This window comes from Pseudomonas putida, from assembly GCF_028682175.1.
Classification (GTDB): domain Bacteria; phylum Pseudomonadota; class Gammaproteobacteria; order Pseudomonadales; family Pseudomonadaceae; genus Aquipseudomonas; species Aquipseudomonas putida_AD.
Genome location: NZ_JANHKS010000011.1, coordinates 1 through 13,209, shown reverse-complemented (window position 1 = coordinate 13,209; position 13,209 = coordinate 1). Strand labels below are relative to the sequence as shown.

Annotated in this window: 9 protein-coding genes; 1 reads left to right on the top strand and 8 read right to left on the bottom strand. The window is 63.2% G+C overall.

Going from position 1 to position 13,209, the window contains the following annotated elements:
• Positions 1 to 356: 356 nt before the first annotated feature.
• The 8 genes from NPS29_RS10095 to NPS29_RS10060 form a co-directional block, all read right to left on the bottom strand.
• Positions 357 to 3,971 carry a glycosyltransferase gene (locus tag NPS29_RS10095; RefSeq protein WP_274132346.1) on the bottom strand — a complete coding sequence of 1,205 codons (3,615 nt, stop codon included), beginning with the start codon at positions 3,969 to 3,971 and terminating at the stop codon, positions 357 to 359.
• A 123-nt stretch (positions 3,972 to 4,094) separates the two neighbouring features.
• Positions 4,095 to 5,684 (bottom strand): flagellar hook-associated protein 3, encoded by a 1,590-nt coding sequence (locus tag NPS29_RS10090; protein ID WP_274132345.1) that lies wholly within the window; start codon positions 5,682 to 5,684, stop codon positions 4,095 to 4,097.
• Positions 5,685 to 5,697: 13 nt separating this feature from the next.
• Positions 5,698 to 7,746 (bottom strand): flagellar hook-associated protein FlgK, encoded by a 2,049-nt coding sequence (gene flgK, locus NPS29_RS10085; RefSeq protein WP_274132344.1) that lies wholly within the window; start codon positions 7,744 to 7,746, stop codon positions 5,698 to 5,700.
• Positions 7,747 to 7,756: 10 nt separating this feature from the next.
• Positions 7,757 to 9,034: a flagellar assembly peptidoglycan hydrolase FlgJ gene (flgJ, locus tag NPS29_RS10080; RefSeq protein WP_274132343.1), complete on the bottom strand. Its 1,278-nt coding sequence runs from the start codon at positions 9,032 to 9,034 to the stop codon at positions 7,757 to 7,759.
• 10 nt (positions 9,035 to 9,044) lie between these two features.
• Positions 9,045 to 10,154: a flagellar basal body P-ring protein FlgI gene (locus NPS29_RS10075; protein WP_274132342.1), complete on the bottom strand. Its 1,110-nt coding sequence runs from the start codon at positions 10,152 to 10,154 to the stop codon at positions 9,045 to 9,047.
• A gap of 13 nt (positions 10,155 to 10,167) precedes the next feature.
• Positions 10,168 to 10,881, bottom strand: a complete 714-nt coding sequence (flgH, locus tag NPS29_RS10070) for a flagellar basal body L-ring protein FlgH (RefSeq protein WP_274132341.1) — start codon at positions 10,879 to 10,881, stop codon at positions 10,168 to 10,170.
• 91 nt (positions 10,882 to 10,972) lie between these two features.
• Complete coding sequence (flgG, locus tag NPS29_RS10065) at positions 10,973 to 11,761, bottom strand: flagellar basal-body rod protein FlgG (protein WP_274132340.1); 789 nt, start codon at positions 11,759 to 11,761, stop codon at positions 10,973 to 10,975.
• 48 nt (positions 11,762 to 11,809) lie between these two features.
• Positions 11,810 to 12,550 (bottom strand): flagellar basal body rod protein FlgF, encoded by a 741-nt coding sequence (locus NPS29_RS10060; RefSeq protein WP_274132339.1) that lies wholly within the window; start codon positions 12,548 to 12,550, stop codon positions 11,810 to 11,812.
• A gap of 273 nt (positions 12,551 to 12,823) precedes the next feature.
• On the opposite strand from NPS29_RS10060, the gene NPS29_RS10055 reads away from it, so the two are divergent.
• Entirely contained in the window at positions 12,824 to 13,000 is a 177-nt protein-coding gene (locus tag NPS29_RS10055; protein WP_274132338.1) for a hypothetical protein, read from the top strand.
• Positions 13,001 to 13,209 lie beyond the last annotated feature (209 nt).

The following is a 13,209-nucleotide window of genomic DNA, read 5'->3' as shown; positions in this document are numbered from 1 at the left end:
GGGCAAGCCCGGCTGCTACGGGATTGGGTGCACCCATGTATCCGAAAATGTGCCGGTAATCTATGGTTGTGCCGAGAATCTGTGGGAGCGGGCTTGCCCGCGAATGCGTCAGGCCTGACGTTTCGATATCGCCTGACCCACCGCTTTCGCGGGCAAGCCCGCTCCCACCATTCCGACCCACACAGAAATCGCCACCACCCCACCAACCCGTAGCAGTCCGGCTTGCCGGCGTCGGCGTCCGCGATATCGCTAGCGCGGGATCTGAGTGCGCCGCCAGTCCGTAGCAGCACGGCTTGCCGGCGGGGGCGGCCGCGAGATCGACCCGCGGGCAAGGCCGCTGCTACGGGAGCGGGGTGTCAGTCGGCTAGCCAGCCGTTGACCCAATGCTGCAGGTTGTCGTCGCGCAGCATGTAGTCGCGCAGCACCGCTTCGCGCAGGGCGTCGCCCTGGCGGTAGCTGGCGTCCGGGTCGGCGAGGTGGCTGCGGATTGCCTCGAGCCATTCTTCCGTGCTGTTGGTGTAGATCCGCGTGCACGGCAGGTAACCACGGTAAGCCAAGGTGTCGGTGCAGATCACCGGGTAGCCGCAGGCGCCGTACTCCAGCAACCGCAGGTTGCTTTTGCAGTCGTTGAAGATGTGATGCTCCAGCGGGGCGAGCGCCAGGTCCAGATTCAGGCTGGCCAGTTTGGCCGGGTACGCCTCCAGCGCTACCACCGTGTGAAATTCGCGCACGTAAGGCCGCAAGGCATCCGGGCACATGCCGAAGAATACCCAATCCACTTCATCTGCCAGCTCACGCACCACCTCGGCGATGATCTCAAGGTCACCCGAGTGGCTGGTACCGCCGCCCCAGCCGACCCGGGGCTTGACCGACGTTCGGCGATGGCTGCGCAGACCGCTCCACCAGTGAGGCGAGAGCATGTTCGGCACCACGCGAATGTCGGTGTGCATCTCGCTCAGGGCATCGGCAAGCGGCTGGGTCGAAACCACGACCCGGTCGCACAGGCTGATGCCACGGCGCACCAGGCGCTCCATCTCCAGGCGGTCGGGCATGTTGCGGATGTGCGCGTTCTTCTTGGGCACATGAATGACGTAGTCATCCAGCTCGAAGATGCGTCGCGCCCTGGAGTAGGTTTTCAGCCCCACGATCTCATCGATGGGGGCTTCGCTGTAGCGCCCCTGCAGCACGATGATATCGGGCGACTGGCGCTCGATATCGATCATGCTCGGCAGGTTGTAGTTGATCACGCCCACCGCCCTCCCCGCCGCTTCCAGCTCGATCAGCGGCTGGGTGACGCGGTAGTGACCGATGGCCGAGGCGTTGATCGGCAAGGCCAGGATGCGCGGCAGTTGCGTGGTGGAAAACGGACTCCAGCCAGTGGTCAGCCCCGGTTCCAGGTTGAAGCTGGTGCCGCCCAGGCTGTTGAGCGCAAGGTTGGGGTTGTACGCCGGATCGCGGGCTACTACCGGAAGCCAGCGCAGGTAGAAACGCTCCTGTTCCAGAATCTGCAATTCGCGAAGCTCAGGCGTTGCGATCACCGGCGGCTGGCTGCCCAGGGCAAGCAACGCGTGCGGAGTCCAGACCACCAGGTGACCGCTCTCGCGCACCCGCAGGCACAGGTCGACATGGCTCAGGCCCTTGCCGTACTGAACCTCGTCCAGACCGTCCAGCTCGGCGAACAGGCGCTTGCGAATCATCAGGCAATCGCCGCCGACCGCAGAGAGGTCGCTGACCACCTGCAGGCGTTGCAGGTAGCCGCTGGCATTGATGTTCTCGCCGTGGAACGGCACACCGGCCGGGCCATGCAGGCCCAGGATCAGCCCGGCGTGCAGCACCTGCCCATCGGAGCCGAACAGCTTGGCGCCGACCACACCGACTTCCGGGCGCTGAGCCTGACTGACCAGCTCGCCGAGCCAGTCGCCATGGGTAATCATCGCGTACGGATTGAGCAGCAGCAGGTAGTCGCCGCGGGCATCGCTGGCAGCCTGGTTGTACAGCGCGGCCACAGGTTCGGTCTGCGAATGGCGCAGCACCCGCAAGCGATCGGGGTCCAGTTGCGCCATCGCCGCCAGCCACGCCCGGGCCTCGGGGGTTTCGCTGGCATTGTCGACGATCAGCAGTTCATAGCGGCCGTAGGCGGTTTTCTCGAACAGGGTTTCGACGCAGCGCTGCAAGGCCGGCAACTGGTCCTTGACGATCAGGATGATCGACACCAGCGGCTGTTCGCGGTGCAGGTACTCGATGCGGTTGAGCAACGCCAGGCTCTGGCCCGGACGAATGTCGTGGGCGATGCCACAGCGCTGCAAGTGCGCCTGGACCACTTGAAGGTTCTGCTCGGCGACCTCCGGCAGCGCCAGCCAGCGCGGTAGCGGGAACGACGATTCCAGCAGCAGTTCGCTGACATGGCCAATGGCTGCGTCGCCGTCCTGCTCGAACAGCCGCCACAGGGCGTCGTGGGGTGCCAGCACGCCAAACCGCGGATCAAAACCGCCGGCATCGAGCAACGCACGGCGGGAAAACGCCAGGGCGCGACCGACATAAGGGTAGCTGCGCAGCATGTCGAGGTTGAAGTCCGGCTTGAACACCGGCTCCGCCGACTCGCCCTCGCGCAGGGAGCCTTCGTCGCTGTACAGGCACTGCAGCCCGGGGTTCATGGCGATGCGCTCGGCCAGCATCAGCAAGGCCGGCTTGACCAACCGGTCTCCTGCCTGCAGCAAGTAGCACCACTGGGCCCCGTCGAGCTGCGACAACAGCGGGTTGAGCTGGGCGTAGGGGTCGTCCTGCAGCGGCAGGGTGAACACCCGTTTTTCAAGCCGGGCTTCGGTGCAGGTGCGCGACAGCACGACGATCAGTTCCGGCGGATACAACTGCTGGTCGAGGCTGTCGAGGGTCGTTGCCAGGCTGGCGCGACCACCCGTTTCGTCGATGATGACCGGAACGATCTTCGGCCGCGACGGCCACTGGGCGATGACGTTGGGCAACTGGCTCTGCTGCAGCGGTGTCAGCATGCGGCAGCTCAGCCACTGGTCATACAGTTCGGCGAAACTCTCGCTGTCGATGCCGACCCGCCACTGCTGGGTGCTCTGCTTGGTGCCGAGCGAACGGCTCAGCGGCAGCTCATCCCAGGCACGAGGTTGTGCAGGGCCGCCCGCCAGTTCGTCGTCGGTCAGCGGCTGGTAGCGCACCCAGCCCTTGGCCGGTGCCTGCTCGCCGCCACGGGCTTCGAGCATCTGCAGCAGCCACTCGCGCTCTTGCAGGGCGGCGTCCTTCATCGATTGCTGATGGCTCAGCCGATCCTGATGCAGACGCTCGACGCTCAGCACGTTGTTGAGCACCACCACGTTGCTGCGCCGCATCAGGCAGATGTACAGCGCCAGGTCCAGCGAGGCGACGAAGCCATGCTCCGGCTGGGTCAGTGCCGGCAACAGTTCTTCAAGGTCCCTGCGACGGAACATCGAACTGCTGAAACCACCGACGAAGTTGATCGGAAACGCCTGGAAGATCCCCAGCAGGTCCTCGCCCTTGTACACCGCGCCACGAGGGGCCAATGCACTGTTTTCAAGGCGGGCCGGAAGCTGCACGTCATCGGCGTCCCAGAACAGGCGCAAGGCCAGTACCAGATTCACGTCCGGATGCATGTCCAGCTGTCGCGCCTGCATCTGCACCGCCAGGGCGAACAACTGGTCATCGTCGCAGAGAAACTTCACGTACTCGCCACGGGCTTGGGCCAGGCACGCCTGCAGGTTGCCGACAAACCCCAGCCGCTGCGGGTTGCGCACGTAACGCAGGTCGACCCGGGTGTTCTGGGCAAAGGCTTCTGTGATGCGCTGGATCTCGTCGCCGCGCGAGTCGTCGCAGACAATCACTTCCAGGTTCGAGTAGGTCTGGCTGAGCGCGCCCTGTAACGCACGCTGGAAGAAACGGGGATTGAAGGCGGGTATGACAATGCTGACCAGAGGAGCTGATTTCACAGGCGGACTCACGAGCGGCGCGCCCCTCTCGGCTGAGAGCGGGGCTTAACCGCTGAAAAAAACGGTTGACGCTCGGCGGTGGCGGCGCGGGAAGAATTCGCGCACCGCCCTCCGGTCAGGCGATTACAACTTGCTGAACAGGTTCAGCGAGGACAGTTGGGTGAACACCAGTTGCGAGGCTTGCAGCATGTTCTTCTGCAGGGTCAGCCTGGCAATGGCATCGACCGGGTCGGAGGCGGTGATGGTGCCCGACTCGGTAGTGCCGTTGTCGATCAGCGTCTGGTTGGTGACACCTTGCGAGGTGGCCGTGGCTGCGCGCGCACCACCGTCGGCGACCGCATCGCCGATCTGGCTGGCGGCGCTGGTCAGGTTGCCGATGGTCGAGGTCAGGGTGGCCTGCAGCTTCTGCTTGGCGATCGGATCACCGTCCACCTTGCTGTTCAGGGCATTGATGACCGTGCCCAGGGTGTTGAGGATGTTCTGGCTCTGGGGTGCGGAACCGGTGGCGGTGAACTGGTCGCCCGCCTGTGGCGCGCCGCTCAGGGTGAAGGTCACCCCGGCTGCGGTCGCCGTTGGCGGGGTGCCGGTCAGGGTGCCGCTGGACACCGGCTTGCTGGTGGCCGGATCGTAGGGCGCCGCGTACAGATCAAAGCTGGTGGCACTGGAGAAACGCAGGATCGCACCACCGGACGGGAAGGTGCTGTCGTAGTTGGCCTGGTTGGTGACCGTCGTGCCGCTGATCACGGTTGACGACGGGTTGGCCGGCAAGCGTGCAGTGGTGACGGACGTCGGCGAGACCGCCAGCTGGAAGCTGTGGCCTGCGATGGCGGTATCGGCCGCGCCTGAGTTGGTGTACTGCGCCTGGGTCAGGTTGACGTTCAGGTTCAGCTCCAGGCCACGAAAACCGATGCTCTGGTTCTCCGGGCCGGTGGACTTGAACTTGCCGGCCGACGAGGCTTCCGCAGTCACGTCGTTGCCGTTCTTGTCGAGGATCTGGTACTGGGTGCTGCTCTGGAACGTGATGCTGTACGGCTGGCCGCTCAGGAACTTGGTGTCGTAGTCAGAACTGTTGCTGACGCTGCCGCCTGACAGCGTCAGCACGCCGTCGTCAGTGGTCGGGGACGTCAGGGTCGCCGAGGTACGGGTGGTGTTGATCGCCTGCTCGAACGCATCCCAGCCAGTGATGTTGCTGGCCATGGAAATGCCGCTGCCGATGTTCAGCATGTTGCGGGTCTGGTCGCCCTGATAGCTGTAGCTGCCATCGGGGTTGATCGCGTAGGGCGGTGTGCTCGACTTCGATCCCGAGAACAGGTAGTTGCCTTCCGAATCCTTGGAGTTCATCAGGCCCAGGATCTGGTCCTGCAACTGTTTGAGCTCCGAAGCGTTGGCCTGGCGGTTCTGGTCGGTGTTGGTGCCGTTGCTGGCGGACAGCACCAGCTCCTGGGCGCGCTGGATCGCCGAGGTGATGGCGGTCAGCGCGGTCTCGGTGTTCACGACGCCGGTGTTGATGTTGTCGATGTTGGACTTGTACTGCAGCAGCATCGAGTTCTGTTGCTGCAAGGCCAGTACGCGCGCCGCGCCCACAGGATCGTCGCCCGCAGTATTGAGCTTGATCTGGCTGGAGACTTCCTCGCCGGTCTTGGTGACGTTGGCGTAGGTGCGCGAGTAGTTGCTGGCGCTGGTTTCGTAAAACTGGGTGGTGGAAATACGCATGGTTTACGACCCCTTAAAGACTGTTGATCAGCGTGCTGAAGATGGCTTGAGCGGCTTTGATGATCTGCGACGAGGCCGTGTAGTACTGCTGGTACTTGACCAGGTTGGCCGCTTCTTCATCCAGCGACACGCCGGACACGCTGTCGCGCGCGCCCTTGGCCTGGGCCAGCACTGCGGTGGTGGCGGTAGCGTCGGCCGAGGCCTGCTTGGCTTTGGCACCGACCGAGGAAATCAGGTTGGCGTTGGCGCCGCTCAGGGTCATCCCGGTGCCGCTGCCGCCGGCGGTATCGACGGTCTCTTTGGTCTGCAGGGCCAGCGTGGTCTCGGCATTGCGGTTGTCCGAGGAACCGGCGCCGGTCATGTCGATGCTGAAAGTGTCGCCTGCCTTCGGCTCGCCATTGATTGACATACTGATGGAGAACGACTGCGCCGCACCCGACGAGTCGGTGTAGCCCACTGCCAGGTTCAGGTCGTTGTTCTGCTTCTGCACGATCGTGCCGGTGATCGGGTTGCCGTTCTTGTCTTTGACGGCTGCCCCGCTGGCGTCAACCAGCGAATAGGACTGCGTGCCGTCCGCTGCGACGGCGCCCATCATCAGGCGCATCGGCGTCGAGCCGTCGATGGCCTTGCGCAGGTCGGCGGTGCCGGTGGCGTCGTAGATATTGGTCGGGGTGTTCAGCACAGGCTGGGTGAAAGTCCCGTTGCCCTCGTTGCCTGCACCTTTGGTGGCCGTCAACGGCGCCGCCAGCGCGATGGTTTTCGGGTCGGTCATGACCGTCTTGATGCCACCCGCCGCCGACGCGGTCGGGCTGATCTTGAAGCTGTCGCCGGCAGTGACCGCACCGCCATTGAGCTTGAGCGAGAAGCCATCGATAACCGGTGGCGGCGTGGTGCTCAGGTCGTAGGCGCCCATGTTCTGGCCGTCCGGCAGGCGAGTGACGCTGTAGCCGGTGGCGCTGGTGAACGTCACCTGATAGTCGTTGGTGGTCAGCGCGCCGGTGTTGGCGATGGTCACGTCCAGATTGCCGGAACCTGCGCTGTTGCCTTTGTTGGCAAGGCTGCGCTGGCTGACCAGGCTTGGGTCGTTGATGCTGGTGAACATGCTGGAGCCAAAGTTGCCGTTGGCATCCACCCCCTGCCCCATCTGCTGGTTGATCTGGTCGGAGACCACCAGCGCCAGGCGACCGAGCTCGTTGGCCGCAGGCTGCAGCACGTCGCTGCGATAGCGCAGCAGACCGCCGATGGTACCGCCGGTGACCACCGACGACACATCCACGCTGCTATTCTGATAATTGAGCTTGACCGAGTACACGTTCGGGTCGCTGTCGCTCGGGCCTGCGGTCAGCGTGCCGGCCTTGCCACCGGTGACCAGCGGCTGGCCGCTGCCGATGTAGACGTCATAGTTGCCGTTGTTCTCGACCACCTTGGCGCCCACCAGGTCGTTGAGCTGGCGCACGGCCTCGTCCCGGGCATCGAGCAGGGAGTTGGGCTCGCCGCCGGTGGCCTTGGCCTGGGTGATCTGGGTATTGAGGTCGGCAATCGAGGACGCCAGCGAGTTGACCTGTCCGGTGAGGGACGTCAACTGACTGTTGATGCTGGTGTTCTGGTCCTTCATCTGCGAGGAGATGGCGTTGAACTGCCCGGCGAGCGACTTGGCGCTGGCCAGGAAATTGGCGCGGTTGGCCGCGACGGTCGACCCGCTCGACAGCGTCTGCAAGGACGAGAAGAAGTTGCTCAGGACGGTGCTGATCCCGGTCGAGCTGTCGGACAGGATCGAGTCGAGTTGCTTGGCCTGACCCAGATACGCCTGGGCATCGGAGTTGAGCGATGTACTGGACTGCACTTGGGTGTTCAGGAAGCCGTTGTAGATCCGACGCACGTCCGACAGCGTAGTACCGGTGCCGATGAAGCCCACACCGATATTCTGCTGAGCACTGGAGGTGGTCATCACTTGCTGGCGCGAGTAGCCCAGCGTGTCGACGTTAGCAGTGTTGTTGCCGATGGTGGTCATCGCTGCACTGCTGGCGTTCAGTCCCGAAAGCCCAATTGAGATCAGTGACATGGTTCAAACCTTATAAAGTCGTGGAAGAGCCCGATGCGGTTGCAACGCTCTGGTAACTCTTCATCTGTTTCGCTATTTGGGAAATCTTGCTGGCATAGCCCGGATCCGTGGCGTACCCGGCCTTCTGCAGTTCTTTCACAAACTGTTCCGGGTTATCGGCCGATTTAAGCGTGGCTTGATAGCGATTGTTGTTCTGCAGGAAGCTGACCAGATCGTGGAAGCTGTCGGCGTAGGAGTCGTAGGAACGGAAGTCCGCCGTCTCCTTGACCATCTTGCCGTCGCGAAACTCGCTGGTGATCGCCCGCGCTTCAGGCCCCTGCCAGCCACCCTGGGCCTTGATGCCGAACAGGTTGTGGCTGCTGCTGCCATCGGATTGACGCATGATCGATTTGCCCCAGCCGGTTTCCAGCGCCGCCTGGGCCACCAGCACGGTCGGATCGACGCCGATACGGGCAGCGGCGTCCTTGGCCAGCGGTAACATGGTGGCGACGAACTCGTCGGCATTGGCGAACGCGGCCTTGCCCGGCGCCAGCGGAGTCTGCACGCGGTTGCGCACGTAGCTGTCGGCCTGGGCGGTGTACTGCGGGCCGATGGTCCAGTCGCCATTGCCCGAACTGCCTGCCTGCTTGGCGGCGGCGACGGCATTGGAGACGGCAATGCGGTTTTTCAGCGTGGTCGCACTGGCCGCAGCATCACCTGCGGTGTTCGGCACGATACCGGCCATGATGCGGTCGGTCAGCTTGCTTGGCAGCGACAGGCGACGGGCGTTGAGCGCGGCCACATCGTTGTGCACGCTGCCATCGGCGTTGGTGCCAAGGGCGATGGAAGCCGGCGCGACCGAACGGGTTGCCCACAACGGACGCTGGGCGATACGGGTCGCCAGGCCACCCTGGGCGTGAGTGGCGTCAGCGGCCGTCGGCGCCGCCGGGTTGAGCTGGTTGGTCGCAGGGCCTGCATCGCTCTTGTTCTTGGAGAGCTGGCGCATCAGCACTTCCTGAAGGCCGATACCGCCACCCTCGCGGGACATGCTGACCGCCAGTTGCTGGTCGTACATGTCCTGATACTGCCGGGTCGCGGCAGTGTTCATCGGGTTGTCCTTGGCCAGCACTTCGTTGGCCGAGCGCATGGCCTTGAGCATCTGGCTGACGAACAGCGACTCGAATTCCTGCGCCACCTTCTTGAGGTTCGCTTCGCTGTCGCGGTCGCCGTTCTTCATGGCGGTCAGGCGATTGAGGTCGGTATACGCCCCCGAATCGACTGTGCTCGTGCCGCCAGTTGGAATACTCATCGGTCAGTCCTTAAATCACGATCAGGTCGGCTTGCAGGGCGCCGGCCTGTTTCAGTGCTTCGAGAATCGCCATCAGGTCGCCAGGGGCTGCGCCGACCTGGTTAACCGCACGCACGATTTCGTCCAGGGTGGTGCCCGGGCCGAACTTGAACATCGGATGCAGTTCCTGTTGTGCGTTGATCTTGGAGCGCGGCACCACGGCGGTCTGGCCGTTGGAGAACGCACCCGGCTGGCTGACCACAGGGTCTTCGGTGATGGTCACGGTCAGGCTGCCGTGGGTCACGGCGGCCGGCGAAACCTTGACGTTCTGGCCGATGACGATGGTGCCGGTACGCGAGTTGATGATGACCTTGGCCGAGGTCTGGCCCGGATCGATCTCCAGGTTCTCCAGCACCGACAGGTAGTCCACGCGCTGGTTGGGGTCCAGCGGCGCTGTCACGCGCACCGAACCACCGTCCACCGCTTGCGCGACGCCTGGGCCGAGCATGTCGTTGATCTTGTCGACGATGCGCTTGGCCGTGGTGAAGTCGTTGCGGTTGAGGTTCAGGGTCAACGAGTTGCCCTGGTTGAAACCGCTCGGCACCGCACGTTCGACCGACGCACCGCCAGGGATACGACCCGAAGACGGAACGTTGACGGTGATCTTCGAACCGTCGCGGCCTTCAGCGTCAAAGCCGCCGACCACCAGGTTGCCCTGGGCGACCGCATAGACGTTGCCGTCGATACCCTTCATCGGGGTCATCAACAGCGCACCGCCGCGCAGGCTCTTGGAGTTACCGATGGACGACACGGTGATGTCGATCTGCTGACCGGGCTTGGCGAACGGCGGCAGGTCGGCATACACCGCCACGGCCGCGACGTTCTTCAACTGCACAGTGCCCGAGCCCGCCGGCACCTTGATGCCGAACTGGGAGAGCATGTTGTTGAAGGTCTGCAGGGTGAACGGTGTCTGGGTGGTCTGGTCACCCGTGCCGTTCAGGCCCACCACCAGGCCGTAGCCGATCAATTGGTTGGTGCGCACGCCGGAAATGCTGGCGATGTCCTTCAGGCGTTCGGCATGGGCGCCGATGGCCGTGGTGAACAGCAACGCTGCCGCTATCAGTTGCTTGAACGTGATCATGGCTATCCCGGTATCAGAAAGGGAACAACGGGCTCAGGAAGAAACGGTCGAACCAGCCAGGCTGACTGGAATCGGCGAACGCCCCTGTACCGGAATACGTGATGCGCGCATCGGCCACGCGAGTGGACGACACGGTATTGTCGGTGGCGATGTCGTCTGCACGAATCAGGCCAGCGATGCGCACCAGCTCATCGCCGGTGTTGAGCGTCATCCACTTCTCGCCACGCACCGACAGAATCCCGTTGGGCAGCACATCGGCCACGGTCACGGTGATGGAACCGGTCAGGCTGTTGCTCTGCGCTGCCTTGCCGTCGCCCTTGGTGGCGCGGTCGCCGCTGTAGCCTGCATTCAGGCTCAGGTCACCGCTGCCCACCGGGTTATTGGTGCTCACACCGGCACCGAACAGCGAGGTCAGGCCGACGCTGGTCTTGCTGGTCTTGCTGATCCCGGAACTGGCCGCCTTGCTGGCCGCCATCCGCTCGGACAGGGTGATGGTGATGATGTCACCCACCCGGTAAGCCTTGCGGTCGCCGTACAGGTTCTGCTCGAAGCCTGCCTGATAGATCGAGCCATTGTTCGCCGCCGAAGGCAGCGGCGTTCGTGGCAACACCGGCGCATAGTAAGGGTCATTGGGCTTGGCCGAAGGCGCAACGCAACCGGTCAGCAGCGCGAGCCCGCAAAGCGGTGCTGCCAACAGGGAAAGCCGCAGTACAGAAAGCCGTTTCATGACACTTAAAACCTCTCGGTGTAGCAAGGATTGACCAGGTGTTTCGTTAAAGACCATCAGGTGTTTCAGGATCCGCTTGAAGGTGACCGACTTACAGGTTTTGGGTGACGTACTGCAGCATCGAGTCGGCGGTCGAGATCACTTTGGAGTTCATCTCGTAGGCGCGCTGGGTGGTGATCATGTTCACCAGCTCTTCAACGGTGCTGACGTTGGAGTTTTCCAGGGTGTTCTGACGCACCACACCCAGGCCGGTCAGGCCAGGCGTACCGACTTGCGGCGCGCCGCTGGATGCGGTTTCCAGGTACAGGTTGCCGCCCTGGGACTGCAGACCGGCCGGGTTGATGAAGTCGGCGGTCTGGATGTTGCCGATCACCTGTGGCGTGGCAGTGGCAGCCGAAGTGGTCACCGACACGGTGCCGTCTTCGCCGACGGTGAAGGTCTGCGAGTCCTGGGGCACGACAATCGCAGGCTCCAGCGCGTAACCGTTGGCGGTCACGATCTGGCCGTTCTGGTCCAGGTGGAAAGTACCATCGCGGGTGTAGGCCACGGTGCCGTCCGGTTGACGGATCTGGAAGAAGCCACGGCCGTTGATTGCCATGTCCAGCGGCTGGTTGGTGGTCTGCAGGCTGCCGGCTGTGAAGTTCTTCTGGGTGCCGACGATGCGCACACCGGTACCCAGTTGCAGGCCCGATGGCAGCTCGCTGTCCTGGGTGGACTGAGCACCTGGCTGACGCTTGATCTGATAGAGCAGGTCCTGGAATTCGGCGCGATCACTCTTGAAGCCTGTGGTCGAGACGTTGGCCAGGTTGTTCGAAATGGTCGTCAGGTTCATGTCCTGAGCGGCCAGGCCGGTTTTAGCGACGTAAAGTGCCGGAAGCATGTATTGAATCTCCTCGAGCGCCTGATTATCGGCGCAAGCTGTCAGTCATTAGCCCATTTGCAAGACGCGAGCCATCGACTCGTCGTCCTGCTCAGCGGTCTTCATCATCTTGATATGCAGTTCGAACTGGCGGGACAGCGCCAGCACCGAGGTCATTTCCTCGACGGCGTTGACGTTGCTCGACTGCAGGAAACCGGATTCGACCTGCACGTTGGCATCGGCCTGCGCCGGTTTGCCGTCTTTGGTGTGCATCAGGCCGTCGGGGCCTTTTTCCAGGTTGGCAAGGTCAGGCCGGACCAGCTTGATGCGGTCGATCTGCGCCATCACCTGCGGGCTCTCACCCAAGGACTGAACGCTGATCGTGCCGTCGGCGCCGATTTCGATCTGCTGCTGTGGCGGCACGGCAATCGGCCCACTGTTGCCCATGACCGGCAAACCATTGCCATCACGCAACACGCCGAGTGCGTCGATATTCATGCTGGAGGTGCGGGTGTAGGCTTCGCCGCCATCGGGTGTCTGGACCGCCATCCAGCCGTCGCCCTTGACGGCAACGTCCAGCTCGCGACCGGTGTCGATCATCGAACCCTGGCTGAAGTCAGTGCCCGGGCGCTCGCTCATGGCATAGGCGCGAGACGGGTTGACCTCGCCAAACACTGGCATCGAGCGGGCCTGTTCCAGGTCGCGCTGGAACCCGTTGGTCGAGACGTTCGCCAGGTTGTTGGCATGGGCCTTTTGCGCGATGGCGTTTTCCGACGCACCGCTCATGGCCACGTAAAGCAACTTGTCCACAGTCTTCCTCCTCCGACAGACGCTTGCCGCCTGTAGCTGTACTGAGCAGGTCATAGCAATGATCGCGCCAGTTTTTCAGAAGAGATACAAATGGCTGATTTCCCAGTGATTGCGGGCGCAAATCGGACGGGGTCGGCAGCGGTGATTTGATCGGCGACGGCGGACCGCCACTTTCGATAGAATCGCCACAGCCTGCGCGCCAAAAAAATTTCGCGCAGGGAGCGATAATTGCAGTGCCTGGGTTATCGGGCCTTTTGCCAACAGGAAATTGTCATGCGCTTGCCGCTCACCTTCACCCTCCTCCTCACCTTCACCACCCTGGCCGTCGCGGCGCCAGCGCCTTATTACCTGTGGCAAGGCAAGACCAAGACCGTCTGCGCCCAGACCAGCCCCGGCAAAGGCTGGACCCGCGTCAGCGCCGCGTTCGTGAAGTCTGATTGTTCGATCTGAATGACGATAATTCACCCGTAGCAGCACGGTGTCCGTTTCTGTGGCGGGGTGCGCTTGATTTGACTCCACCACGGAACTGCGTAGGAGCGCGCTTGCCCGCGACGGCGGTGTGTCAGGTACGGTGATGTCGCATGTGCTGACGCCATCGCGGGCAAGCGCGCTCCTACGGGTGGCGGCGTGCGCATGATTCGATTTCAACACCGGCACCG

Excerpts from the sequence above, each read along its gene's own strand:
- NPS29_RS10075 (WP_274132342.1), bottom strand. The coding sequence starts at position 10,154 with ATGATCACGTTCAAGCAACTGATAGCGGCAGCGTTGCTGTTCACCACG.
- flgK (WP_274132344.1), bottom strand. The coding sequence starts at position 7,746 with ATGTCACTGATCTCAATTGGGCTTTCGGGACTGAACGCCAGCAGTGCA.
- flgJ (WP_274132343.1), bottom strand. The coding sequence starts at position 9,034 with ATGAGTATTCCAACTGGCGGCACGAGCACAGTCGATTCGGGGGCGTAT.
- flgH (WP_274132341.1), bottom strand. The coding sequence starts at position 10,881 with ATGAAACGGCTTTCTGTACTGCGGCTTTCCCTGTTGGCAGCACCGCTT.
- flgG (WP_274132340.1), bottom strand. The coding sequence starts at position 11,761 with ATGCTTCCGGCACTTTACGTCGCTAAAACCGGCCTGGCCGCTCAGGAC.
- NPS29_RS10090 (WP_274132345.1), bottom strand. The coding sequence starts at position 5,684 with ATGCGTATTTCCACCACCCAGTTTTACGAAACCAGCGCCAGCAACTAC.
- NPS29_RS10055 (WP_274132338.1), top strand. The coding sequence starts at position 12,824 with ATGCGCTTGCCGCTCACCTTCACCCTCCTCCTCACCTTCACCACCCTG.